The sequence below is a fragment of the Mesorhizobium australicum WSM2073 genome (genome assembly GCF_000230995.2).
GTDB lineage: Bacteria > Pseudomonadota > Alphaproteobacteria > Rhizobiales > Rhizobiaceae > Mesorhizobium > Mesorhizobium australicum.
In genome coordinates this window covers 526,502-551,688 of sequence record NC_019973.1, presented here as the reverse complement: position 1 = coordinate 551,688, position 25,187 = coordinate 526,502, and the positions used below count along the sequence as shown (strand labels likewise).

The 25,187-nt window shown below is 64.1% G+C and carries 23 protein-coding genes; 12 read left to right on the top strand and 11 right to left on the bottom strand.

All coding sequences use genetic code 11. The features are described from left to right. Complete coding sequence (locus tag MESAU_RS02565; protein WP_015314485.1) at positions 1-684, top strand: HAD family hydrolase; 684 nt, start codon at positions 1-3, stop codon at positions 682-684. Further along, entirely contained in the window at positions 681-2,267 is a 1,587-nt protein-coding gene (locus tag MESAU_RS02560; RefSeq protein ID WP_015314484.1) for an FGGY-family carbohydrate kinase, read from the top strand. Before MESAU_RS02565 ends, MESAU_RS02560 begins: the two co-directional genes overlap by 4 nt. 11 nt (positions 2,268-2,278) lie before the next feature. Here MESAU_RS02560 and MESAU_RS02555 read toward each other — a convergent pair whose 3' ends face one another. The 6 genes from MESAU_RS02555 to MESAU_RS02530 form a co-directional block, all read right to left on the bottom strand. Further along, entirely contained in the window at positions 2,279-3,364 is a 1,086-nt protein-coding gene (locus MESAU_RS02555; protein ID WP_015314483.1) for an ABC transporter ATP-binding protein, read from the bottom strand. Between the two features lie 2 nt (positions 3,365-3,366). Beyond that, complete coding sequence (locus MESAU_RS02550; protein WP_015314482.1) at positions 3,367-4,413, bottom strand: NAD(P)-dependent alcohol dehydrogenase; 1,047 nt, start codon at positions 4,411-4,413, stop codon at positions 3,367-3,369. 15 nt (positions 4,414-4,428) lie between these two features. Further along, positions 4,429-5,241 carry a carbohydrate ABC transporter permease gene (locus MESAU_RS02545; protein WP_015314481.1) on the bottom strand — a complete coding sequence of 271 codons (813 nt, stop codon included), beginning with the start codon at positions 5,239-5,241 and terminating at the stop codon, positions 4,429-4,431. Next, entirely contained in the window at positions 5,238-6,104 is an 867-nt protein-coding gene (locus tag MESAU_RS02540) for a carbohydrate ABC transporter permease (RefSeq protein WP_015314480.1), read from the bottom strand. Before MESAU_RS02540 ends, MESAU_RS02545 begins: the two co-directional genes overlap by 4 nt. Positions 6,105-6,222: 118 nt before the next feature. Next, a complete protein-coding gene (locus MESAU_RS02535) occupies positions 6,223-7,494 on the bottom strand; it encodes an ABC transporter substrate-binding protein (protein ID WP_015314479.1) in 1,272 nt (423 codons plus the stop codon). Between the two features lie 242 nt (positions 7,495-7,736). Next, on the bottom strand, positions 7,737-8,654 hold the full coding sequence (locus MESAU_RS02530; RefSeq protein ID WP_015314478.1) for an AraC family transcriptional regulator: 918 nt from the start codon (positions 8,652-8,654) through the stop codon (positions 7,737-7,739). Between the two features lie 241 nt (positions 8,655-8,895). Here MESAU_RS02530 and MESAU_RS02525 point away from each other — a divergent pair, with 241 nt between their 5' ends. Beyond that, a complete protein-coding gene (locus MESAU_RS02525; protein WP_015314477.1) occupies positions 8,896-10,299 on the top strand; it encodes an MATE family efflux transporter in 1,404 nt (467 codons plus the stop codon). A 174-nt stretch (positions 10,300-10,473) separates the two neighbouring features. Next, positions 10,474-11,391: an NADP-dependent oxidoreductase gene (locus MESAU_RS02520; RefSeq protein WP_015314476.1), complete on the top strand. Its 918-nt coding sequence runs from the start codon at positions 10,474-10,476 to the stop codon at positions 11,389-11,391. Positions 11,392-11,539: 148 nt separating this feature from the next. Here MESAU_RS02520 and MESAU_RS02515 read toward each other — a convergent pair whose 3' ends face one another. The 4 genes from MESAU_RS02515 to speB all read right to left on the bottom strand — a co-directional run bounded on the left by MESAU_RS02515 (position 11,540) and on the right by speB (position 14,780). Next, entirely contained in the window at positions 11,540-12,187 is a 648-nt protein-coding gene (locus MESAU_RS02515; RefSeq protein WP_015314475.1) for an amino acid ABC transporter permease, read from the bottom strand. Further along, positions 12,184-12,840 (bottom strand): amino acid ABC transporter permease, encoded by a 657-nt coding sequence (locus MESAU_RS02510; RefSeq protein WP_015314474.1) that lies wholly within the window; start codon positions 12,838-12,840, stop codon positions 12,184-12,186. The genes MESAU_RS02515 and MESAU_RS02510 overlap by 4 nt, the downstream gene beginning before the upstream one ends. Before the next feature lie 6 nt (positions 12,841-12,846). Continuing rightward, positions 12,847-13,644, bottom strand: coding sequence for a transporter substrate-binding domain-containing protein (locus MESAU_RS02505; protein ID WP_015314473.1), 798 nt, complete (start codon positions 13,642-13,644; stop codon positions 12,847-12,849). 74 nt (positions 13,645-13,718) lie between these two features. Next, positions 13,719-14,780 carry an agmatinase gene (speB, locus tag MESAU_RS02500; RefSeq protein ID WP_015314472.1) on the bottom strand — a complete coding sequence of 354 codons (1,062 nt, stop codon included), beginning with the start codon at positions 14,778-14,780 and terminating at the stop codon, positions 13,719-13,721. A 210-nt stretch (positions 14,781-14,990) separates the two neighbouring features. Between speB and gcvA the strand changes: the two genes are divergently transcribed. The 8 genes from gcvA to MESAU_RS02460 all read left to right on the top strand — a co-directional run bounded on the left by gcvA (position 14,991) and on the right by MESAU_RS02460 (position 23,795). After that, positions 14,991-15,962, top strand: coding sequence for a transcriptional regulator GcvA (gene gcvA / locus MESAU_RS02495; RefSeq protein ID WP_015314471.1), 972 nt, complete (start codon positions 14,991-14,993; stop codon positions 15,960-15,962). Between the two features lie 118 nt (positions 15,963-16,080). Beyond that, positions 16,081-17,385, top strand: a complete 1,305-nt coding sequence (gene pncB, locus MESAU_RS02490) for a nicotinate phosphoribosyltransferase (protein ID WP_015314470.1) — start codon at positions 16,081-16,083, stop codon at positions 17,383-17,385. A 77-nt stretch (positions 17,386-17,462) separates the two neighbouring features. Then, the gene (locus MESAU_RS02485) at positions 17,463-18,833 is read left to right on the top strand and encodes a hypothetical protein (RefSeq protein WP_245262937.1); all 1,371 of its coding nucleotides are present in this window, start codon (positions 17,463-17,465) and stop codon (positions 18,831-18,833) included. Positions 18,834-18,991: 158 nt separating this feature from the next. Then, positions 18,992-20,296 carry an ABC transporter substrate-binding protein gene (locus tag MESAU_RS02480; protein WP_015314468.1) on the top strand — a complete coding sequence of 435 codons (1,305 nt, stop codon included), beginning with the start codon at positions 18,992-18,994 and terminating at the stop codon, positions 20,294-20,296. Between the two features lie 217 nt (positions 20,297-20,513). Continuing rightward, positions 20,514-21,395, top strand: a complete 882-nt coding sequence (locus tag MESAU_RS02475) for a branched-chain amino acid ABC transporter permease (RefSeq protein WP_015314467.1) — start codon at positions 20,514-20,516, stop codon at positions 21,393-21,395. After that, on the top strand, positions 21,392-22,354 hold the full coding sequence (locus tag MESAU_RS02470) for a branched-chain amino acid ABC transporter permease (RefSeq protein WP_015314466.1): 963 nt from the start codon (positions 21,392-21,394) through the stop codon (positions 22,352-22,354). The genes MESAU_RS02475 and MESAU_RS02470 overlap by 4 nt, the downstream gene beginning before the upstream one ends. After that, complete coding sequence (locus tag MESAU_RS02465; RefSeq protein WP_015314465.1) at positions 22,351-23,076, top strand: ABC transporter ATP-binding protein; 726 nt, start codon at positions 22,351-22,353, stop codon at positions 23,074-23,076. The genes MESAU_RS02470 and MESAU_RS02465 overlap by 4 nt, the downstream gene beginning before the upstream one ends. Continuing rightward, positions 23,073-23,795, top strand: coding sequence for an ABC transporter ATP-binding protein (locus MESAU_RS02460; protein WP_015314464.1), 723 nt, complete (start codon positions 23,073-23,075; stop codon positions 23,793-23,795). Before MESAU_RS02465 ends, MESAU_RS02460 begins: the two co-directional genes overlap by 4 nt. On the opposite strand, the gene MESAU_RS02455 is transcribed toward MESAU_RS02460, so the two are convergent. Next, a complete protein-coding gene (locus MESAU_RS02455) occupies positions 23,796-25,178 on the bottom strand; it encodes a sodium:proton antiporter (protein ID WP_041163592.1) in 1,383 nt (460 codons plus the stop codon). It lies immediately after the preceding gene. Between the last annotated feature and the right edge of the window lie 9 nt (positions 25,179-25,187).

Sequence of the window (25,187 nt, the reverse complement as noted above, 5' to 3'; positions counted from 1 at the left end):
ATGACGCCTGAACTGGTCATCTTCGACTGCGACGGCGTGCTGGTCGATAGCGAGGCGCTCTCCGTCTCGGCGCTGCTCGGCATGATCGAACTTGCCGGCGGCAGTCTTGGCGAGGACGCTGCCTACGAGCATTTCCTCGGCAAGAGCATGAAAAGCGTGCGCGAGATCCTCAGCCGCGACTTCGGCCTGGAGATCACCGACCAGCATCTCACCGCCATGCGCGTCGACCTCATGCGAAAGTTCCGCGAGGAGCTGATGCCGATCCCCGGCGTCAAGGAGATGCTGCCGAAGCTCGGCCTGCCGTACTGCGTCGCCTCTTCCGGCACGCTAGAACGCATTCGTTACGCGCTCGACGTCACCGGTCTGCTGACGCTGATGGAGCCGCATCTGTTCAGCGCGGCCATGGTTGCCAAGGGAAAGCCGGCGCCCGACCTTTTCCTCCACGCCGCCGCCACCATGCGAGCCCATCCGCGCAGGTGTCTCGTCATCGAGGACAGCCCGGCCGGTGTCGCCGCCGCACGCGCGGCAGGCATGCGCGTCCTTGCCTTTACCGGCGGCGCGCACGCTGGCAATCCGGCATTGAAAGCGCGGCTTGCGTCGACCGAACCGGACTTTATATTCGCTGACATGCTGCAATTGCCCGATCTGATTGCAGGCCTGGGAGCGAGAGTTAGAGCATCTTGACGAAACAGTTTGTCTGCGCGGTCGATGTCGGCACCGGGAGCGCTCGCGCGGGCATTCTCGACGCCAGTGGCACCTTGCTCGGCCGTGCCGAGCGGCCGATCGCCATGAACCAGCCGAAGCCGGATCATGCCGAGCACGATTCGCGCGATATCTGGTCCGCCGTCTGCACCGCCGTGCGTGCCGCGCGGGAAAAGGCCGGCGTCGCCGCCGGGGATATCGCCGGCATCTCCTTCGATGCCACCTGTTCTCTGGTCGTGCGGGACAGGCAAGGCGGCCAGCTCAGTGTGTCGACCACCGGCGACAAGCGCTGGGACACCATTGTCTGGCTCGATCACCGCGCCATCGCCGAAGCCGACGAATGCACGGCGAGCGGCCACGAGGTGCTGAATTATATCGGCGGCGTCATGTCGCCCGAGATGGCGACGCCGAAGCTGATGTGGCTGAAGCGTAATCTACCGAAGACATGGAATGAAGCCGGCTACCTGTTCGACCTGGCCGATTTCCTGACCTGGCAGGCAACGGGCTCGCTGGCCCGCTCGCAATGCACACTGACAGCGAAATGGACTTATCTGGCGCACCAGGACAGCGCATGGCAGCGCGATTTCTTCGAACTCGTCGGCCTCGACGATCTTTTTGACCATGGCAATCTGCCCGAAAAGGCAAGCCCGGTTGGCGCCGATATCGGTCCGTTGACGGCGCAGGCAGCGGCGGAACTCGGCTTGACCGAAAACTGCCGCGTCGGCGCAGGCGTCATCGATGCCTATGCCGGGGCGCTTGGCGTGCTCGGCGGTTTTGCCGGCGACGACCAGAATATCGGCCGCCATCTGGCGCTGATCGCCGGCACGTCCTCCTGCGTCATGGCGATGTCGCCCGACCCGCAGCCTTTCGCCGGCGTCTGGGGCCCTTACTACGGCGCCGCGCTGCCGAAGCTGTGGCTATCGGAAGGCGGCCAGTCGGCGACCGGGGCGCTGCTCGACCACATCATCCGCTGGCACGGCGCCGGCGGCGAGCCGAACGCGGCCATGCATGCCAGGATTGCCGGGCGCGTCGCCGAACTGCGCGCCGCCGAGGGCGAGAACCTTGCCGCGCGGCTGCATGTGCTGCCGGATTTCCACGGCAACCGCTCGCCGCTGGCCGACCCGCACGCCGTCGGCGTCGTCAGCGGTTTGACGCTGGATTCGTCGTTCGACAGCCTGTGCAAGCTCTACTGGCGCACCGCCGTCGGCATCGCGCTCGGCGTGCGCCATGTGCTGGAGGCGCTGAATGAGAACGGCTACCTGATCGACACGCTGCACGTCACCGGCGGCCACACCAAGAACCCGCTCTTGATGGAGCTCTATGCCGACGCCACCGGCTGTACGGTGGTCGAGCCGCTGGCCGACGAGGCGGTTCTGCTCGGCACCGGCATGGTGGCGGCGACCGCTGCCGGGCTGTTCCCCGATCTCAACGCCGCCTGCCTTGCCATGCAGCAGGGCGGCAAGGCACGCGCCGCCAACCCGGCGGCCGGCGCCCGCTTCGATCGCGACTACCGCATTTTCCTGGAAATGCACCGGCAGCGGCAGGTGCTCGACGCCATCCGGTAGGTTTTGTCGCTCTACTGCTTGCGCAGGGACGCGCCCGATGTCGCGTCGAACAGGTGGATCGCTTCCTCCTCGAACGTATAGCGGACGGGCGCATGCAGCACCGGGCATTCGCGTGCCGGAACCAGTGCGCTGATCTCCTTGCCGCCGGAGCCGAAGGTCACCAGCGCGTCATTGCCATGGAATTCGATGAGATCGGCGGTGCCTTGCAATATGCCGGCGGCGCCGGCGCCGGCCGTCTTCAGGTCCGGCGGGCGGATGCCCAGCACGGCGCGATCGCCCGGCTGGACATGAAAACCCGCCCCGTCCATCGAAAGCACCGTTCCGGCGCCGGTCAGCGTCCAGCCGTTGCCGGCTCGGGCGACCGTCACATCGACAAAATTCATGTTCGGCGTGCCGATGAAGCCGGCCACGAAAATATTGCCCGGCCGCCGGTAGATTTCCGCCGGCGAGCCGATCTGCTCGATGACGCCGTCCTTGAGCAGCACGATTCGGTCGGCGAGCGTCATCGCCTCCAGCTGGTCATGGGTGACATAGACGGTGGTGGTCTTCAACGACTGGTGCAGCCGCGCGATCTCGACGCGCATATGGTTGCGCAATTTGGCGTCGAGATTGGACAACGGCTCGTCGAACAGGAACACCTTGGGCGTCTTGATCATGGCCCGGGCGATCGCCACGCGCTGCTGCTGGCCGCCGGAAAGTTCGGCCGGTTTGCGGCCGAGATAGGGGTCGAGCCCCAGCGTCCCCGACACCGCTTCGACCCGCTTGCGGATCTCGGCCGCCGGCACCTTCTGGCGCCGCAGCCCGAAGGCGATGTTGTCGAAGATCGTCATGTGCGGATAGAGCGCGTAGTTCTGGAACACCATGGCGATGCCGCGATCCCCCGGATCGAGGTCGTTGACCACCTTGCCGCCGATCGAGACCTCGCCGCCGCTGATGTCCTCCAACCCCGCCAGCATCCTGAGCAAGGTCGACTTGCCGCAGCCGGACGGGCCTAGGAACACGACGAATTCGTGCTCTTCAATGCTGAGGTTGAGATCGCGGATGACCGTGGTGGAGCCATAGGCCTTGTCGACGTGGGAGCAAACGATCGCGGACATGGTCAGCCCTTTTCGCCTGTAAGCAGGATCTGCAGCTTGACGTCCTGCGGGTTGCCTTCGGCGGCCCGTTCGAACGCCTTGATGCTGTCGGCGAAATCATAGGTGCCGGTGATCAGCGGCTTGAGGTCGACCTTGCCGGAGGCGATGAGCTGCAGGGCGCGGTCGAAAATGTTGGCATAGCGGAACACCGTCTCGATGCGCACTTCCTTCGAGATCGCCGCCGGTACGTTGAGGGCCACCGGCTCCACCGGCAGCCCGACCAACACCGCCGCGCCACCTGGCCGCACGACATCGAACAGGTCGGCGAAGGCCTTGGGGCTGCCGCTCGCCTCGAAGACGATGTCGGCGCCCCAATTGTCGGTGGCCGCCGCGACGACGTCGACCAGCGACTGTTCGCCGATATTGACCGGCACGATGCCGGCATATTGCGCGGCGATCGTCAGCTTGGGCGCGGAAAAATCGGAAATCAGCACTTTCGAACAGCCGCCGGCAAGGGCAGCAAGCGCGATCATGATGCCGATCGGGCCGCAGCCGACGACGACGGCGACATCGCCTGGAACGATGCGGGCACGACTAGCCGCCTGCATGCCGATGGCGAAGGGCTCGACCATGGCGCCCTCGGCGAAGGAGACATTGTCGGGCAGCCTGTAGGTGAAAGCCGCCGGGTGCACGGCATAGGGAGCAAGGATGCCATGCACCGGCGGCGTCGCCCAGAAAGTGACGTCCGGGTCGACATTGTAGATGCCGAGTTTTGTCGCGCGCGACGACAGGTTCGGCACGCCGGGCTCCATGCAGACGCGGTCGCCGACTTTCAAACTCCTGACATTGACGCCGACCTCGACGATTGTGCCGGCGGCCTCGTGGCCGAGCACCATCGGCGCCCGCACGACATAGCTGCCGATGGCGCCATGGGTGTAATAGTGCACGTCGCTGCCGCAGACGCCGACCGTGTGGATGGCGATCCTGACGTCGTCGGGTCCGACATCGAGCGGCAACGCGATCTCGCGCAGCGACAGTTCGCCTTTTTTTTCAAGTACCAAAGCCCGCATCGGGTCGTCCTCACTTCAAGTCTTTTTTTGCCGGAAAACGGAATTCAGGAAACCGCTGAGCACGCCGAGGAAAAGCAGCGGCGGCAGCGACAGGAGCACGACCGAGGCGTTCAAAATCCCCCACGGCACATTCATGCCTTGCTGGGAGAGTTCGGAGGCGACGATCGGCAAGGTCTTGGCATTGGAACTCGACAGCATCAGCGCGATCAGGAACTCGTTCCAGACCAGCACGAAGCTGAAGGCAATCGCGCCGATCAGCGAACGGGCAGCCACGGGCAGCGCGATCCGCCAGAACACCGCGTAAGCGCCGTAACCGTCAACGAAGGCGGCTTCCTCGACTTCCTTCGGCACGGCCTGGAAGGCTGGAATGGCCAGCCACATGATCACCGAGATGGTCAGCAGGGAGTAGGTGACGATCAAAGCCGGCAAAGTGTCGTAGAGGCCGAGTTGCAACCAGATCACCATCAGCGGGATCGCCACCGCCACCGGCGGCAGGAAACGCAGCGACAGCACGAAGAACTGGATGTCGCCGGCCCAGCGGTTGGGATAGCGCGCCACCGCGTAGGCCGCGGGCAGGCCAAGCACGACGCCGATCAGCACGGCCGAGCCGCAGGCGATGACCGAATTGTAGAGGCCGGTGATGACGCTGTCGCGGCCAAGGATATAGCTGATATTGGCAAGCGTCGGCGTGAACACGAGGCGGGGAACGCGGGTGATGATGTCGACGCTGTTCTTCAGCGAATTGAGCGCCGTCCACAGCAGCGGGAATACCGCGAGGAAGCCGGCGAAGGCCAGGACGGCCTTGGCGATGATGCGGCCGGGCCTCATGCCTGCACCCGCTTCCACAGCATCGTGAAGGTGATGACGGTGGCGATCATCATCAGCACGGCCATCGCCGAGGCGTAGGAGACCTTGCCGGACTCGATGAAGCCTTGCGAGAAGGCGTACATGTCGAGCGTTTCGGTTGCCACGCCCGGCCCGCCGCGGGTCATCACATAGATCAGGTCGAAGGAGCGCAGCGACTCGATCATCTTGACGAACATCAGGCTGATCAGCGGCGCCTTCAGCATCGGCAAGGTGACGTAGGCGTGGATCTGCCAGCGCCGGGCGTGGTCGAGTCGGGCCGCCTCGATCGGCTGCGGCGGCAACGTCTCCAGCAGCTTGAGCACGATGACGGCGAAGAATAGGCCCCACTGCCAGACATCGACCGAGGCGACGGCGAACAGCGCCGTCGAAGGCTTGGACAGCGGATCAAAGATCAGCCCGCCGGTGAGCAGCCGGTAGGGGTAGGTGGCGATGCCGTAGAGTGGATGATAGGCGAACTTCCAGACGAAGGCCGCCGAGACGCGCGGCAGCAGCACCGGGATGATGAACAGCAGGCAGTAGAGATTGCGCAGGCGCGGCGAGGCGGCCTCGAACATCAGCACGCCGAGCCCGATCGCCACCACCATCGTTGCCACGACGGTGACCACCTCCCACTTCACTGACACCCAGACGGCGTTGAGGAAGCGGCGGTCGGAGAATAGATCCAAAAAGTTCGAGAACCAGACCCAGGAATAGGCCGTCGAGCTCAGCTCGCGGTTCTGCAGGGCGATGATGATCGCGTAAAGCGTCGGCACCATCGACAGGATCAGCAGAATGACCAGCGTCGGCACGACAAAGGTGACCGGCAGGGATGAACGTCGAGGCATTGGTCTCAGGCCTTGCTGTGTCTCTGATATCTGGACATGACGGGCAGGCCCTCCTGCGACGCACAGGTTCCGGCGGTCCCGAGACTGCCGCGAACCGCGCGCCGCAAGAGGGAGGGACCTACTTCTTCACCAGCTCATTGGCATAGGCCTCGAGCTCGTTGAGGCTGCCCTTGACGTCGGTGCGCGTGCCGGCAATCAATTCCTCGAGGATGATGCCCCAGCGGTCGCCGAGATCCGGCCAGCGTGGATCCTGCCAGAAGTTCACCGCCGTCACCTTGCCTGTTTCGGCAAGCGCCTGGCCGAGATCGGCGCCGTAGATGTCGGCGAACTCCTTGCTGGCCAGGATGCTGGTGCGGTTCAGCTCACCGAACTGGTGGGCGTCGAGCCGGCGCTTCTCGTTTTCCTTCGACGTTGCCCAGGCGATGAACAGGCCGGCGCATTTCTTCGAAGCGTCGTCGGCATTGGCCTTCGCCGCGATGGCGAGGCCATGGCCGTAACCGCCGCCGGGAAGTGGCGAGGGCGGCGGCAGGAAGCCGATCTTGCCGACCACTTGCGAGGTTTTCGGATCGACCGCCATGCCCGAAAGCGGCGTCGATTCGACCAGGATCGCGACCTGGCCCGACAGGAAGGCGCCGGTCGATTCGTCCCAGCTGCCGGTCTGCGTGCCGGGTGCCGAATCCTTGAACAGCTTCAGATAGGTCTCGGTTGCCTTGACCGCGGCCTCCGAATTGAAGGCCGGCTTGTCGCCGTCGAACCACTTGCCGCCATAGGCCTTGAAGAACGGCATCCAGCGCCAGACATTTGCGCCCGACCCGCGGGCGCCGCGCAACGCGATGCCATACATGCCCTTGTCGGCATTGGTCAGCTTCGGCACGTCGGCGATCAGCTCGTCCAGCGTCTTGGGCGGCTGGATGCCGGCGGCCTCCAGCACGTCCTTGCGGTAGACCATCAGGTCGCCGCCGCCGGTCAGCGGCGCGAACCAGACCTTGCCGTCATAGGTCGCGACCTTCTGGCGGCCTGGGTCGAAGTCGGCATAGTCGTAGTCGGCCGGATAAAAATCGGTCAGCGGCACGATCCACTTCGACGAGGCGAAAAGCGCCACATTCGCTTCATCGACATAGTAGACGTTGTAGTTGCCGACGGTGGACGCGTCCGCGCGCGACTTGGCGCGGCGATCGTTCTCGTTGAGATAATCGATCTTGAAGCTCGCGCCGGAGAGCTTCTCGAACTCGGCCTTTGAGTCCTCCAGAAGCGTCAGGCCGTCGCGTGGCTGCGCCAGCACCTTGACCGGTGCCGAACAGACCGGCGCCTGCGCCAGGGCTAGGGTTGAAACGGTAGCGGAAAGCACGAAAACTGCGCCAAGGCTGGCAGCGAGCCGAACTGGTCTCATGATCTTTTTCTCCTCCAGGAATACGTCGCAGGAAACGCAGGTCCTCGGGTTGCGCGATCCTCACCATCGCCCGAACGACATGCCACCCATCGCCAAAATGCGCAGTTGTGAGGGGTCAAGCTAGAAGCCCCGTTGCAGCAGACCTGTACTTTTATGCATTGTGCAGCGCAAAAAACGGCACCCACATAGGGGACGCGTCACACGAGTATCGATCTGGTCCAAAATGGTGATTCAGGATGCGCTTATGCGCGCATCGCCAGACGCTGCCGCGACAGCTTGCGATAGGATGACGGCGTCATCTTGTGCTTGCGCAGGAACGCGCGGTTGAAGTTGGATATGTTCATGTAGCCGACCTGGAAACAGATGTCGGTGATCGGCACATCGGTATCAGCCAGGAGCTTGCACGCCTGCCACAGCCTGAGCTTGGCAAGATGGTCGCTGAAGGAATTGCCGGTGTTCTTCTGGAAGAACCGCGAGAAGGTGCTTTCGCTCATGCCGGCCAGCTCGGCCACGTCAGGCAGCTTCAGATCCTCCGCGAAATGCTGGAACAGATAGGTCAGCGTGCGCTGGATGATGTCGAGCGAGGCGGCATCGAGAACCGGCTGGAAGTTCGGTGATGACAACAGCTCATACTCATCGGTCCGGGCCAGCAGGTCGACCAGTTCGAGGAACAGGCAGAACCGGGCCAGCCCATGCACCGTACCCATCCGCTCCATCAGCGCGGCGCCTTCAAGCGCGGTCCCGCCGTGGAAGACCATGCCGCGCAGCGACCGTTCCAGGAACGGCTCCAGTTCGCGCAATTCCGGCAGCATGTCAGCCGATCCTCGCAGCCGCTCGGCATCGAATTGCAGCACGATGTCGCGACCCTCGATCAACTCGCCTGGCTGCACCGCGGTGACCCAGTCATGCGGCAGGCCACCACCGACGATGGTGAGGTAGCCCGGCCCGAACTCGCCAATATGGTCGCCGACCAGGACCACGCCGGAGGATTTCCGCAGCAGGTGGATCTCGTATTCCGGATGGAAGTTCCAGACGTTGCGCTCCCAGGGATAGTCGTCCAGCCGCCACAGGAAACTGTCGCTCGCCTCGGTGACGATATGCTCGAAGGAAGGCGCCGTGCGCGGGATCGCCGCCGTGTTCTTTCTGCGTCTGAACGCCATCCTGCCTCCCATATTCGCCCGCCGCCGACGTTTTAATCCGGAGCAGTCCGGGCCGGCAAGGGAACGAGGCGACGCCTCCCGGCAATGGCGCTGGCTCAATCTGTTCTCGCGCCCCTCCCTTGCCTTCATGTCGCATTTCGTTCAAGAGACGGCGCAAACGCCGCGAAACCGAAGGTTTTGCCGTTTGCAATGCGGCTTCCGGCTCTTTGCCGACGCGCCGCAACCTTGAAAGAGCAGGACAATGTCCGCGATCGAAGCCGGCGCTCGCGCGCCGGAAAATCTTTGGCGTCAGGAAATCAGGGCGACGCTGGCGCTGGCCTGGCCGATGGTGCTGACCAATCTCGGCCAGACGGCGATGACCGCCACCGACGTCATGATGATGGGCCGCCTCGGCGCGGACACGCTGGCCAGCGGCGCGCTCGGCGCCAACCTGTATTTCATGCCGCTGATCTTCGGCCTCGGCCTGATGCTGGCGACCTCGCCGATGATCGCGACCGAGCTTGGCCGCCGCCGCTATTCCGTACGTGACCTGCGCCGCACCGTGCGCCAGGGCCTGTGGTTGGCGATCCTGATCTCGGTCCCGATCTGGCTCGTGCTGTGGCACGGCGAGGCCATCCTGCTGGCCATGGGCCAAGAGCCGGCGCTGGCGCGCCAGGCCGGCATTTACCTGCGCTGGCTGGAGTGGGCGGTGCTGCCCTTCTACGGCTACATCGTGCTGCGCTCGTTCATCTCGGCGCTGGAGCGGCCGGGCTGGGCGCTGGTCATCGTCTTCGTCGCCGTGGCCTTCAACGTGTTCGCCAACTGGGTGTTCATGTTCGGCAATCTCGGTGTTCCGGCCATGGGCATCGCCGGCTCGGGCCTTGCGACCTCGCTGTCCTCAACGCTGATGTTCGCCGGCATGGCTGTCGTGGTGATGTGGGAGAAAAAATTCCGGCGCTATCACCTGTTCGGCCGCTTCTGGCGATCCGACTGGCCGCGCTTCAAGGGCCTGCTGCGGCTCGGTCTGCCGATCGCCGGCATCCTTGCCTTCGAGGTGACGATCTTCAATGCCGCCGCCCTGCTGATGGGCCTGATCGACGCGGATTCGCTGGCCGCGCACGCCATCGCCATCCAGATCGCCTCGATTTCCTTCATGGTGCCGCTCGGCCTCAACCAAGCGGTGACGGTGCGGGTCGGGCTTGCCCATGGCGCCGGCAATCCCGAAGGTGTGTCGCGTGCCGGCTGGACCGCCTTCGTCATCGGCGTTTCCTTCATGGCGCTGATGGGGCTGGTGATGGTGCTTTGGCCGCATCTCCTGATCAGCGCCTTCATCGACCTTGGCAATCCCGCCAATGCCAGGGTGATCGCGCTAGCCGGTTCGTTCCTGGTTTTCGCTGCCCTGTTCCAGGTCTTCGACGGCGCGCAGGCGGTTGCCGCCGGCATGCTGCGCGGCCTGCACGACACCAAGGTCCCGATGATCTATGCCGCGATCGGCTATTGGGGTGTCGGCCTGCCGCTCGGCGTGCTGCTCGCCTTCCATTTCGCCTTCCACGGCGTCGGCATCTGGATCGGCCTGTCTTCGGGGCTGGCCGTGGTAGCAGCGCTGCTTCTGGCCCGCTGGCTGCGCCGCGACCGCATCGTGCCGTCAGGCGCGTTCGGACATTGAACCCGGTGGCCGGTTGCCAGCCTTCCGGCATGTCCTAACATTGCCGCCCATTAAAACGACGCCTTCAGACCGGACCACGGACGCCCGCTAAGAGAAGGCCCTGGCATAAGATATTGAACGGTTCCCAAGCGGCAAACGTTTCCACCAAGAGACAAATGACCGAGGAGAATTATCATGAAGGCAATTGTGGTGACGGACCAGGCTGCGGGAACGGCCGGGATGAAGCTGGTGGAGCGGCCTGAGCCGCAGCCAGCGATAAACGATGTCGTCGTTCAGGTTCATGCTTCGGGATTCGTCCCGACCGAGCTGGCATGGCCCTCGACCTGGACCGACCGCCGCGGCCTTGACCGAACACCGTCGATCCTTGGGCACGAGCTGGCCGGAGTTGTCATCGCACTCGGGTACGGCACAACGGGACTGTCGGTAGGTCAGAGAGTATTCGGCCTCGCCGACTGGCATCGCGACGGCACGCTCGCGGAGTATGTAGCCATGGAAGCACGCAACCTCGCGCCGCTGCCGGGCGACGTCGACTTCACGGTGGGCGCAAGCCTGCCGATCTCGGGTCTCACCGCGTGGCAGGGACTCTTCCAGCATGGCCGCCTTCAGGCGGGGCAGAGCGTCCTCGCGCACGGTGCGGCCGGCGCGGTCGGGTCGATGGTGACGCAACTTGCACGAGAGGCGGGCGCCTACGTCATCGGCACCGGACGCGCCGCCGACCGTCAGACGGTGCTCGACTTTGGCGCGAATGAGTTCGTCGACCTCGAAAACGACGCCCTCGAAGACGTGGGCGAAGTCGCTCTCGTGTTCGATGTGATCGGCGGGGAAATCGGGAAGCGGTCCGCCGGCCTGATTCGAGCCGGAGGAACACTGGTGTCCGTCGTCGGATCGACAGAGGCGCGGCCTGCCGACGGCCTGGCGGTTGACTTCGTTGTCGAGTCCGATCGTGCCCAGCTGAGCGAGATCGTCCAGCGGGTGCGGGACGGACGACTGCGGACGAACATCGGCAACGTTTCGACCCTCAACGATGCCGTCGCCGCCTTCAACCCTACCGGGCGACGCACTGGGAAGACGATCATCCGCGTTCGTCCGTGAGGATTTGGAAACGGCGAGGGGCAAGGGTCCTCTTCGGTCGAAAGCTGAGCATCCAACAGATCAAATGACCTTCAAGAGGCGTTCGAACGCCAGGCACCGGGAGTTTGCGGCCGCCGTCGATGTTGGCCAGCGCAACACGCCGTCGGACTCAGCGCACCGGAGCCCGCTTCTCGAGCCGTCGCGCATACTGCGTCAGCGGGAAGCATAGGGCGAAGAAGATCAGCGCCACCAGCCCATAGACCTTGAACGGCTCGAAGGTGGCGTTGTTGATGGCGTTGGAGGTTCGCACCAGCTCCTCGAAGCCGATGATCGAGGTCAGCGCGGTTGACTTGATCAGCTGCACCAGGAAACCGACCGTCGGCGCGCGGGTGATCGCAAACGCCTGCGGCAGGATGATCAGCCTGAGCTCCTGCAGATAGTGAAGGCCGAGGCTGGCGCCGGCATCCCATTGGCCTAATGGCAGCGCATCGACGCCGGAGCGCCAGATTTCGGCCAGATAGGCGCTGGCGAAGAAGGTGAGGCCGAGCACCGCCGCCGTCCACGGCTCGATGCGCAGGCCAAGCATCGGCAGGCCGAAGAACATCAGGAACAGCTGCATCAAGAGCGGCGTCCCCTGGAACAAGGCGATGTAGCCGGAGGCAACGCGCCGGCTCCACTTGTTTTTGGCGATCCTCAGGAACAGCACCGCCATTCCGACCACCGCGCCGCCGACGAACGCGGCCAGCGACAAAAGCACCGTCCAGCGCGCGGCAAGCAGAAGGTTGCGCACAATGTCCCAGAGGGTGAATTCGATCATGACACGCCAGCTCCGAGCGCGCGGCGGCCGCCTGCAACCAGCAGCCGCCGCAAGGCCATCGACATCAAGAGATAGACCAGCGTGACGACGAAATACGTCTCGAAAGAACGGAAAGTGCGCGCCTGCAGCATGTCGGCCTCATAGGTCAGCTCGCGCACCGCGATCTGCGACACCACGGCTGATTCCAGCATCATGATGACGATCTGGCTGGTCAGCGCGGGATAGATGATCTTGAGCGCCTGCGGCAGCACGATCTTGATGAACACCTGGCGCGGCCTCAGCCCAAGCGCCAGGGCCGCTTCTGTCTGCCCGTGCGGCACCGCGTCAAGGCCGGCGCCGACGATCTCGATCGTGTAGGCGGCCATGTTGAGCGTCATCGCCAGCATGGCGGCCAGGATCGGATCGAGCCTGATGCCGAGGCTAGGCAGGCCGAAGAAGATGAAGAACAGCTGCACCAGGAACGGCGTGTTGCGCATCACCTCGACATACCAGCCGATGGCCCGGCGCAGCAGCGCGGGGCCGCTTCGCCGCCCGGCGGCACCGAGGATGCTGAGCAGCGTGCCCGCAAGCGTGGTGACGGCGATCAAAAGGATCGTCGTCGCCGCGCCGTGCGCGATGTCGGCCACGGCACCTGGAAGCCAGCCGAAGGCCACGGCAACTCAATCCTTGAGGTTGTCGGGATTGAGCGGCGTCTTCAGCCAGGCCTTCGAGCTTTCGTCAAGCTTGCCGTCGGCCAGCATCTTGGCAATGGCGTCGTTGACCGCCTTCTTGAGGGCATCCTCATGCTTGTTGAGGCCGATATGCGAAGGCGAGGTCAGAAGCTGAAACTTCTGCTCCGGCTTCAGCGCATCCTGCTTGGCCAGCACCTGCGCGCCGACATCGTTGCCGACGACCATCAATTGGGTCTGGCCTGAGATGAAGGCCTGGATCACTGAATTGTAGTTGTCGAAACGCTTGATGTCCGCCGAGGCCGGTGCTGCCTCGGTGAGCGAGGTGTCTTCCAGCGTGCCGCGATTGACGGCGATCGACTTGCCGCCGAGATCTTCCTTGCCTTTGACTGGCATTGCCGCCGGACCGATCACCGCGATGTAATAGGGCGCGTAAGCAGCGGCGAAGTCGATGACCTGCTCGCGCTCTTTCGAGTAGCCGACGCTCATCAGGATGTCGACGCGATGGTCGTTCAAATAGGGGATGCGGTTCTGGCCGGTGACGGCAACGGTGTTGAGCTTCACCTTGAGCGTGTCGGCGATGTACTGCGCCACATCCATGTCATAGCCCTTGAGGCTCATGTCGGCACTGGCCGAGGAGAAAGGCGGGAAGTCGGCGAAGACGCCGACATTGATGGTGCCGGCCTTGGTGATGTCGGCCAGCGCGTCGGCATTGGCGGCTTGCGTGGCGAAGCCGGCTAACCCCACGAGCAGAACGGCGGCGATGGATGATTTGCGGTGGATTGTCATTGTCATTCCCCTTCTGGAAGCTTTTGATTGTTTGGGTCGGCCGCCGGCTCCAGTGCGGCGGCCGCCTTTCTCTGTCAGGCCCCCTTGCCTGATACTGCCGGGCTGAACACCATCAGGCTCAGGATCTCGAACAGCACCTGCGCGCCGGCGTGCGCCGTGTTGGTGGTGGCGTCATATTGCGGCGCCACCTCGACGACATCGCCACCGACAATGTTGAGACCCTTGAGGCCGCGCAGCAGTTCGAGCACTTCGCGCGTCGTCAGCCCGCCGACTTCCGGCGTGCCGGTGCCCGGTGCGAAGGCGGGATCGACGCTGTCGATGTCGAAGGACACATAGGTCGGGCCGTCACCGACTATTCTGCGCGCCTTCTCGATGATGGCGGGAATGCCGAGACCGGTCACTTCCTCGGCATGGACCACGGTCATCCCGGACTCGTAGGTGAATTCCCACAGATATTCGGCCGAGCCGCGGATGCCGATCTGGATGGTGCGCGTCGGATCGAGCACGCCGTCCAGCACCGCGTTGCGGAACGGGCCCCCATGGTGGAATTTGGTCAGGTCGAACAGGCCGCTGGTGTCGCAATGGGCGTCGATGTGGATCAGGCCGACCGGCGCCTTCTTGCCGACCGCCTTCAGGATCGGGTGGGTGATCGAGTGGTCGCCGCCGACCGACAACGGGATGACCCCGGCGTCGACGATCTGGTTGATGCGCCGCTCGATATCCTCATGGCTGGTCTCCAGTCGGTAGCGGCTCTGGAACGGAACGTCGCCGATGTCGGCGACCCTGAGTTCATGCGTCGGCGCGCATTCCAGCACATGATTGTAGGGGCCGATGCGCTCGATCGCTCGCAAGGCGCGCGGCCCGAAGCGCGAGCCCGGCCGGTTGGTGACGCCGAGATCCATCGGCACGCCTGTTATCGCCACCTGCAGGTCGCCGAAGTCCGGATTGTCCGCTGCAATTTCGCGGTAGGGCGCGGTGAGGAAAGTCGGGATGCCGGAATAGGGCGCCAGCCGCGTGCCGCTCTTGGAAAAGATCTTGTCGGCGACCTTGCGGAATTTCGGGTCGAACATCTCGCCGCCATGGCTCTCGCCATATTTGCGACGCAGCGCATCGAGCTTGCCGCGATCGTATCCCATATCCGCTTCTCCTCGGCTGATGCAGTGGTGCCGGCGGTCATTTCGGGCGAACCGACCGTCATCCGGCCGGGCCGTTGTCCCGCTGGCAGTCTGCAGATTTCACGTCTTGATATTGCTCCGGATCAAAGTGTCCGGCAGCCGCTTTGAAAAAGCAATTGATATTGTTAGGGTGTTTCCTGTGAGAAAATCTCACAGTAAAGCCGAGCATCCATGGCCAAGCGCCTGCCACCACTCAACCCGCTGCGCGCCTTCGAGGCCACGGCCCGCCATGCCTCGCTGACCAAGGCGGCGAACGAACTGAATGTCACGCACGGCGCCGTCAGCCACCAGATCAAGGCGCTGGAGCAATCGCTTGGCGTCAAGCTGTTCGAGCGCGTCGGCCAGCGGGTCAAGCTGACCCCGCATGGCGCCGAACTTTTGCCGGCGGTATCGGTCGCCTTCGACGGTATCGCCGCCGCCACCCAACGGCTGACGCGGCCGGCAAGCAGCGGCGCGCTGTCGGTGTCCTGCGTGCCTGCGTTGCTGCTCTTGTGGATAACGCCGAGGCTGGGCAGCTTCACCGCGCAATATCCCGACATCCAGCTGACGCTCATTCCCTCCAACGATCCCAGGGATAGCCGGGCGCCGCATATCGATGTCTGCGTGCACTATGGCGATGGCAGCTGGACCGACTGCTGGATGCGCAAATGGTCTGGCCTGGAGCTGTTCCCGGTGGTCAGCCCGACGCTGATCAACAACCGGCCGATCCGCAATGTTCGCGACCTCGCCGAACATGTCTTGCTGCATGGCGACGATGGCCGCGAGTGGCACACCTGGCTGGCCGCCGCCGACGCGCTGGACCTGGAGCGCGGCCGGCGTCATCATCTCGGCGATGCACGCATGACGGCGGAAGCCGCCGTCCATGGCCACGGCGTGGCGCTGGGCGACTCGGTGACGGCAAGCGCCCTGCTGGCCAGGGGCATGCTGGTCGCGCCGTTCAGCCTGTCGGTGCCGGCGGTCGACGATTTCTATGTCGTTTGCCGCAATGAAATGCGGGCGACGCCGATCGTGCAGGTGTTCATCGACTGGCTGTTTGCCGAGAAGGCCGGGGATGACGGCCGCGCCGACGCCCCGGTTGCGGGCCGCCTCGTCACCCGCCGCAAACGTCCCGCGCTCAAGGTGATGGGCGGCAAACCCACATAGCCGCATGCAGGGCTTTCTTTTTGTCGGGCCAGCCTGAAAGCGGGCAGCGTTTTTGCCAATTCGATGCTATGAGGCCTGTCGCGATTGTGGGTGGCAGGCAGCGAAGGCGGCAGCAAGCATGGCAAAGACCGATATTGCGCGGCGTGTCTATAACCACACCTGGAAGCTCGACCCGATCGTGCGCAGCCTGCTCGATACGGATTTCTACAAGCTTTTGATGCTGCAGATGATCTGGGGCATGTACCCCAAGGTCGACACCACCTTCTCGCTGATCAATCGGACGACTTCGGTCCGCCTCGCCGACGAGATCGATGAAGGCGAGCTGCGCGAACAACTCGACCATGCCCGCACCTTGCGCTTCTCCAAGAAGGAAATGATCTGGCTGGCCGGCAACAATTTCTACGGCCGCAAGCAGATTTTCGAGCCGGAATTCCTCGCCTGGCTGGAAGGCTTCCGGCTGCCCGACTATGAGCTTTCCAAGCGTGACGGCCAGTACGAGCTCTCTTTCTCCGGCCCCTGGATGTACACCACGCTTTGGGAGATCCCCGCGCTCGCCATCATCAATGAATTGCGTTCGCGTGCCGCTTTGCGATCGTTCGGGCCTTTTACGCTCGACGTGCTCTATGCCCGCGCCAAGGCCAAGATGTGGGCCAAGACCGAACGGCTGAAGGCGCTGCCCGGCATCCGCATCTCGGATTTCGGTACCCGCCGGCGCCATTCCTTCCTGTGGCAGCGCTGGTGCGTCGAGGCGCTCAAGGAAGGCATCGGCGAGGCTTTCACCGGCACCTCCAACGTGCTGCTGGCCATGGACAATGATCTCGAAGCGCTGGGCACCAACGCGCATGAACTGCCGATGGTGTTTGCCGCCCTTGCCAATTCGGAAAAAGAGCTGAAGCAGTCGCCCTACAAGGTGTTGCAGGACTGGCAGCGCTACTATGGCGGCAATCTCTTGATCGTGCTGCCCGATGCCTTCGGCACCGCCTCGTTCCTGCGCGACGCGCCGGACTGGGTCGCCGACTGGACCGGCTTCCGCCCCGACAGCGCGCCGCCGATCGAAGGTGGCGAAAAAATCATCGACTGGTGGCGCGAGAAGGGCAAGGACCCCAGGCAGAAGCTGCTGATCTTCTCCGACGGGCTTGAGGTCGAGACCATCGAGGAGACCTACCGTCATTTCAAGGGCAAGGTGCGCATGTCCTTCGGCTGGGGCACCAACCTGACCAACGACTTCGAAGGCTGCGCGCCGACGCAAACCAACAGCCTCGACGCCATATCGCTGGTCTGCAAGGTCACCGAGGCCAATGGCCGGCCGGCGGTCAAGCTTTCCGACAACCCGGCCAAGGCGACCGGCGATCTCAAGGAGATCGAGCGGTATTTGAGGATATTTGGGCAGAAGGATCGCGTGGAGCAACTGGTCAAGGTTTGAGGGTGGTCGGGCTCTTGGACAGTTCGAGTTCTGTCGTAGAACGCCTCCGTCTGCCGTTCGCCTTATGGTTCTCGGCCTTGTGGCTCGTCTCCCCCACTCTCGCCTTCGCCCACGCCTCCGACCGCGGCCACGTCCTGCTCCTTCCTACCGGCTATTATCTCGCCGGCGGCGCTTTCGCCGTGGCCGCCAGTTTCCTTGTCTTGGCATTGCTGCCGTCCGACACCCTCGACCGTTTCTGGCGCCGACGCCTGCCGCTATTCGCCTTCGGCGACAGCGTCCGCGCAGCCATCAGCCTGGCATCCTTTGCCGGCTTTGCAATTCTCCTCGCCGCCGGCTTCATCGGCAGCCGCGACCCGCTCTCCAACCCGCTGCCACTGGTGGTGTGGACGCTGCTATGGGCCGGCCTGACACTGCTGCAAGGCGTGTTCGGCGATATCTGGTCGTGGCTCAACCCCTGGTACGGCCCGTGGCGGCTACTGTCGCGGCTGACCGGCGGAAGCGATGACGGGTTCAGGCAACTTCCGCAATGGCTCGGCTGCTGGCCGGCTGTCATGCTGTTTTTTGCCTTCGCCTGGTTCGAACTCGTCTATCCCGCTCCCGACGATCCGGCGCGGCTGGCCTTCGCCGCCGGCCTCTACTGGCTGTTCACCTTGGTGGCGATGCTGGTGTTCGGCTACGACAGATGGGGTCGAAGCGGTGAATTCCTCGGCATCTTCTTTTCGGTGGTGGCGCGCTTCGCGCCGATCGAGCGCGGCGACAAAGGCCGTCTTGCGCTGTGCTGGCCGGGCGCCAAACTGCTCCGGGCCCAGCCGCTGCCCGCCAGCGGCATCGCCTTCCTGCTGCTCGCTTTGTCCTCGGTCTCCTTCGACGGCCTGTCGAAGACCTTCTCCTGGCTCGGCCTGTTCGGCATCAATCCGCTCGAGTTTCCGGGCCGCACGGCCGTGATCGGCAGCGGCACGCTTGGGCTCGTTATGACATTCGTGCTGCTCGCGGCGGTGTTCCTGCTTGCCGTCGTCCTCGGCCAGCGTCTTGCCCGCGGCGGCCAGCCTTTCGCCCAGGCAGCCGGCATGCTGGTGTGGTCGATCGTGCCGATCGCGCTCGCCTACCATGTCGCGCATTATCTGACGGCGCTGCTGGTCGACGGCCAATATGCGCTGGCCTCCCTATCCGATCCCTTCGCGCTGGGCTGGAACCTGTTCGGCACCGCCGACATGCAGGTCGAGGCCGGCATCGTCGCCGGCGCGGCGTCGGCATGGGGGCTGTGGAATGTCCAGGCGGGCGCCATCATCCTTGGCCATGTGCTCGCTGTCCTCGTCGCGCACGGCTTTGCCTGGCGCCTGCATCCCCAGCCGGCCCGCGCCGCGCTCAGTCAGGTTCCGCTCACCGTGTTGATGATCGCCTACACCATTTTCGGTCTCTGGCTGCTTGCCACGCCGACAGTCGGATGAGACAAGCCATCTCCTGTGAGCCATGCCCCGACGGAAAGCTCGCTTGCCAGGCCAAGCCTTTGGTGATTTAGTTTGTACACATGCAATTTTGCATCCTCTTGCCGAGGATGTTTGAGCCGCCTTATCGTTGGTCAAAACACAAAAACAGGGGAACGAACGTGACTGACAAGAACGGATTTTTCGATCTCTCCAAAACCACACTCACCCGCCGTACCACGCTGAAGGGCCTCGCCGCCGGCGCTGGCCTCGCCATGGCGCCCGGCTTCGTCCGCTACTCCCAGGCACAGAGTTCGGCGCCGATCAAGATCGGCTTCCAGTCGCACCGCACCGGCATTGGCGCCGCCTATGGCCGCTGGTACGAGAAGACGACCGCCGCCGCGATCAAGGCGATCAATGCCGCCGGCGGCATCAATGGCCGCCAGGTCGAGGTGATCATCGAGGATGACGGCACCGATCCCGGCCGCGGCGCCGAAGTGGTCGGCAAGTTCGCCACCCAGCACAAGACCGACATCGTCTTCGGCACGCTGTTCTCGCATGTCGTCATCGGCTCGGCGCCTGCCGCCGGCGAAAACAAGATGCCCTACTTCGTCGTCAGCGAAGGTCACCACGTCGCCTCGACCAAGCTCAACCGCTATGTCTTCCAGCCCGGCATCACCGACGTGAAGAGCCAGATCCAGTCGATGGCGCCATGGATCGCGGCCAATGCCGGCAAGAAGGTGACGCAGATATTCCCCGATTTCGCCTTCGGCTACGACCATCGCGACTACCTGCCGCCGGCGCTGAAGGCGCAAGGCGCCGAGGTGATCGCGCAGATCGCCATTCCGCCGACGGAATCGTCCTTCACCAAGTACTTCCCGCAAATCCCGCCCGAGACCGAGGTGATCTACCACGTCATGGTCGGCCCGGCGGTGCTCACCTTCGTCAAGGAACTCGGCGAGTTCTACGGTTCCAACCGGCCGCAACTCTTCGGCTTCATCGATTCGCTGGAAGCCGTGGACATCAACAGCCCCGGCCTCGAATTCCTCGACGGCAGCCATTTCTGGGAAGGCTCGCCGCGCTACGCCCAGCCCGACGACACCGAAGCGCAGAAAGCCTATCGGGCCGCTGTCGGAATCGACGACAATGGCGCCGCCGTCGGCGACGCCAAGGATGTCTCCACCGCCGCGCACATGTTCGGCTGCTGGGAAACGCTCTACGTCGTCAAGAAGGCGATGGAAGACGCCGGCTACAAGGGGCCGGAAGACCGCGCCAAGCTGGTCGAGGCGACCGAGGCGCTGAAGGAATTCGCCGAAGGCCCGGAGCATCCGCAGGGGCCAAAAACCTTCAATGGCAAGATCCACCAGTGCTTTGGCATCCAGAACATCTCCAAGGTCGAGGGCGGCAAGCTGAAAGTCGTGCACAAGACCAAGATCGAGGATGGCCTTTACGAGGCCGAAGGGGATTACACGACGCAGGCGCTGTGAACTTGGCCATCTAGCAAGCGTGAGCGCCAAGGCACCCCCCTCTGGCCTGCCGGCCATCTCCCCCGCAAGGGGGGAGATCGGCAGTTCGTATGGCAGCGCCCATCTGCCCGCGTTGATGATTGGCGAAACCAGCGAGGACATCGCATCTCCCCCCTTGCGGGGGAGATGCCCGGCAGGGCAGAGGGGGGTGCCTCGCGCATCCGTTGGTGCATAACAAATGCACTTTGGACCCCACCTTCTCCTCGCAACCCTTGAAGGCCTCGTCACCTCGGCCGTGCTGGCCTTGACGGCGCTGGGCTTGTCGCTGGTGTTCGGCGTCATGCGTGTCGTCAACGTCGCCCATGGCGAGTTCTTCATGCTGGGCGCCGTGCTTGCCTGGGCGATCACATCGGCAATTGGCGGCCATCCGGCTCTTGGCTTCCTGGCGGCGCTGGTGATCGCGCCGCTGATCGTCGGCGCCATCGCGCTGGTCGCCGAACGGCTGGTGCTGAGCCGGCTCAACTACAATCCGGAAGCCACCATCGTCGCCACCATCGGCATGCTCTACATCATCCAGCAGCTGGCGCTGACCTTCTATGGCCCCGAAGCGCGGCCCGTGGAGCCGCCGTTCAGCTATCGCATCCTTCTGCCGTGGTTCGGCTATTCCGGCTACAAGCTGTCTATCATCGCCGCATCCGCTCTTCTGCTGATCGCGACACGGCTGGTGCTGACGCGCACCAGGATCGGCCTCATCATGCGTGCCACGCAGTATGACAGCGAGACGGCGCAGGCCTTCGGCATCCCGGTCGGCCGCGTCTATGGCGGCGTTTTCGCGCTCGGCGCCATGCTGGCGGCGATCGCCGCGGTGCTGATCGTGCCCATCAGCCAGGCGCACTACCTGATGGGTCAGGATCCGCTGCTCTTGTCCTTCATCGTCGTCATCATCGGCGGCCTCGGCTCGTTGCGCGGCACGGTCGTCGCCGCCGTGCTGATCGGCCTCTCCGATGGCATCATCTCGATGTTCTTCTCGCCGACGCTGGCCAAGATCATCGCCACGCTGCTGGTCGCCATGGTGCTGGTGTTCCGGCCGCAAGGCCTGTTCGGGACGGCATCGCGATGAGCGAAGCTTCGCCGGCAAAGGCCTATGCGCTGCATCTCGGCGTGATCGCCCTGCTCTTCATGCTGAGCTTCCTCTTGCCGGGCTATTATCACGGCCTGCTCGCCCGCATCATGGTGCTGGCGGTCTTCGCCATGGGCTACAACATGCTGTTCGGCTATGTCGGCCTGCTCAGCCTCGGCCACGCGATGTTTTTTGGCGCCGGGCTTTATGGCGCCGGCCTTGCCGTCATCCAGCTCGGCTGGAGCGTGCCGCTGGCGTTCCTCGCCGGCATTGCCTGCGGCGCGGCGTTGGCGCTGGTGATCGGGCTCCTGGCGCTGCGCACCACGGGCGTGGCCTTCATGATCGTCACCATGATGTTCGCGCAGGTGTTTTATCTGGCCATTCTCTACTTCGCGGCCTGGACCGGCGGCGATCAGGGTCAGGTCGTGCCGCAGCCGGCGCGTGTCCTCAATCTCGGCGCCACCTCGCTCGATCTCACCAACCCGACCGTACGCTACATGACGGCGCTGGGCTTGTTTTCGCTCGTGCTGCTGATCACGCTTGCCGTCGTCCGGTCCAGATACGGTCGCGTGCTGATCGCGATCCGGGAGAATGAGGAACGCACGAAGATGCTGGGCTACGACACCTTCTCCAACAAGCTTGCCGCCATTATCGTCTCCGGCATGATCTGCGCGGCGTCCGGCGCCGCCTACGCGCTGCTGTTCGGCTATGTCGGGTCGAGTTTCGCCTCGGTACAGTATTCGATCCTGCCGCTGCTGTGGGTGCTGCTCGGCGGTGCGGCCACAACGCTTGGACCACTGATCGGCACGCTGTTCATGTACTATGTCATCGACGTCACCAGCGGCTACACGTCGGCCTACCTGCTGATCGTCGGCATGGCACTCATTCTGCTGGTGCTGTTTTTCCCGAAAGGCATTCTCGGCACCATCCGCCAGCGCTGGCTCGGATGGCTGCCATGACGCCGCTGCTGACCACCAAGGGCCTGTCGCGCAGCTTCGGCGGCCTGCGTGCGGTCGACAAAGTCGACTTCACCCTGATGCCGGGCGAGATCCGCGCCGTCATCGGTCCGAACGGCGCCGGCAAGACAACCTTCGTCAGTCTGATCAGCGGCCGCATCCAGCCGTCTTCGGGAGCGATCGTCTTCGACGGTGCCGACATCACCGGCCTGCCGACCTATGCCAGGGTCCGCCGGGGCATCGCCTACACCTTCCAGATCACCAGCGTCTTTGCCAATCTCAGCGTCTATGACAATGTCGCGCTGCCGGTGCAGCTCACGCTCAGCGATCGCCGCTCGAAGGCTGAGCTGCGTGCCGGCGTCATCTCTGCGCTTGAACGTACAGGGCTGGCCGACCGCACCCATATGCCGGCCGGGCAATTGTCCTACGGCCATCAACGATTGCTCGAAGTGGCGATGGGCCTGGCGCTGAAACCGCGCCTGCTGATCCTCGACGAGCCGACGCAAGGTCTGGCCGACAGCGAGATCGACAATTTCATCGAACTCGTGCGCGACATCGCCAAGAGCGCCACCGTGCTGCTGATCGAGCACAACATGCCGGTCGTGATGCAGCTTGCCGATCGCATCACCGTCTTCAACGCCGGCAGGATCCTGGCCGAGGGCACGCCCGAGGCGATCCGCGAGAACGCTGCGGTTCAGGATGCCTATCTGGGAACGGCGCCATGACGGAGGCGAGCACAGTCGAAGCGCTGACGATTTCCGGGCTCGATTGCTTCTATGGCGCGGTCCAGGTACTCTATGGGCTCGACCTGGTGCTGAACAAGGGCGAGGTGCTGTGCCTGTTCGGCCGCAACGGCGCCGGCAAGACGACGACGCTGAAGGCGATCATGGGCCTGGTTCCCGCGCGTGCCGGCTCGATCAGGCTCGCAGGGCAGGAATTGACCGGCCTGCCGGCCCATGAAGTGCCGAAGGCCGGTGTCGCCTACGTGCCGCAGGGCAGGCGCCTGTTCGCCGAGATGACGGTGGCCGAAAACATCGAGATCGGACTGATGGCGCGCGGCAAGGGCAAGGCGACGCGCGAGAACGTTCTCGACCTCTTCCCGCTGCTGCGTCAGCGGCTACGGCAGCGCTCGGGCACCTTGTCCGGCGGCGAGCAGCAGATGCTGGCCATGGCGCGCGCGCTTTGCCTCGAGCCGCAGGTGCTGTTGCTCGACGAGCCGACCGAAGGGTTGATGCCGTCGATGATCGCCAGGATTCGCGAGACGGTGTCGAAGCTGCGCGAGATGGATGTCTCCACCATCCTGGTCGAACAGCGGGTCGATGCCGTGCTGTCGGTCGCCGATCGTGTCTGCTTCATCGAAAACGGCCGCAACCGCGAGACGGTCGATATCGAGGCCCTGCGCGTCGACCCCTCGGCGGTCCGGCGCTATGTCGGCGTGGGTTGATCAACCGAAAAACAGAAAACCCGCGACCAAGAAGGTCGGGACCAGCACCAGCCCGGACCACAGCATGTACCCAAAGAAGCCCGGCATCTTGACGCCGCGATGTCTGGCAATCGCATAGACCATGAAGTTGGGTGCGTTGCCGATATAGGTGTTGGCGCCCATGAACACGGCGCCGGCCGAGATCGCGGCAAGCGTCGAGGCGAACTCCGTCATCAGGTGGCGGGGATCGCCGCCCGCCAGCTCAAAAAACACCAGATAGGTCGGTGCATTGTCGAGGAAGGACGACAATGCACCGGTCAGCCAGAAATAGGCGAGGTCGTTGGGCGTGCCTTGCGCCGAGGTGACGAGCGCGACCAGCGGCGCCAGCGCACCGTTGTGGCCGGCCCTCAAAATTGCGACGACCGGGACGATGCAGATGAAGATGCCGGCGAACAGTTTGGCCACTTCCGCGATCGGACCCCAGTTGAAGCCGTTCGCTTCTCGGTGGCTCTTGTAGGAGAGCGGAAGCGATAGCAGGGCCAGCGCGAGGATGATCGCGTCGCGGACCAGGTTCTGCAGTTCGAGACCGACGCCGAACACGGAAAAACTCACGCCCGGCTTCCACGCCGCCGACAGCAGGATGGCCCCGATCACGCCGGCCAGCAGCGGGAGGTTGGCCAGGCCGCGCAGGCGCACCGTCGTATCGGGTGTCGGATCCTTGATCTTCGGTGCGCCGGCCTCGCGCCGGTGCAGGATGAGGTCGATCGCCAGGAACGCCGCCAGCACGACGACGCCAACGAACAGCGTCTCCCGGTAGAGGTTGGTGGTCGTCCAGAAGAAATCGACGCCGCGCAGGAAGCCGACGAACAGCGGGGGGTCGCCGAGCGGCGTCAGCGAACCGCCAATGTTGGACACCAGGAAAATGAAGAAGATGACGACATGGGCATTGAAAGGCCTGTTGTCGTTGGCGCGCAGGATCGGCCTGATCAGGATCATCGAGGCGCCCGTCGTTCCGATCACCGAGGCCAGCAGCGCCCCGACGATCAGCAGCCCGGCATTGACCAGCGGTGTGCCGTGGATGTTGCCGGCAAGCAGGATGCCGCCTGAAATCGTGTAGAGCGCAAACAGCAGGACAATGAACGACATGTATTCCGTCAGCAGCGCGTGCAGCACCGCCTCGGTTGCCGCGGGAGTACCGAAGGCAATCGCGAGCGGCACGATCACCAGCGCCGCCCACAAGGCCGCGATCTTGCCGTAGTGGTGTTCCCAGACATGGTGGAACAGCAGCGGACCGGTCGCGATCGACAACAGCAGCCCGGCAAAAGGCAGCGCCCACCACAGCGACATCGCGCCGCCAGGCAGGCCGTGCTCTTCGGCCGCGAAGGCCTGGGCTGGCAACAGCATCGCGACGAT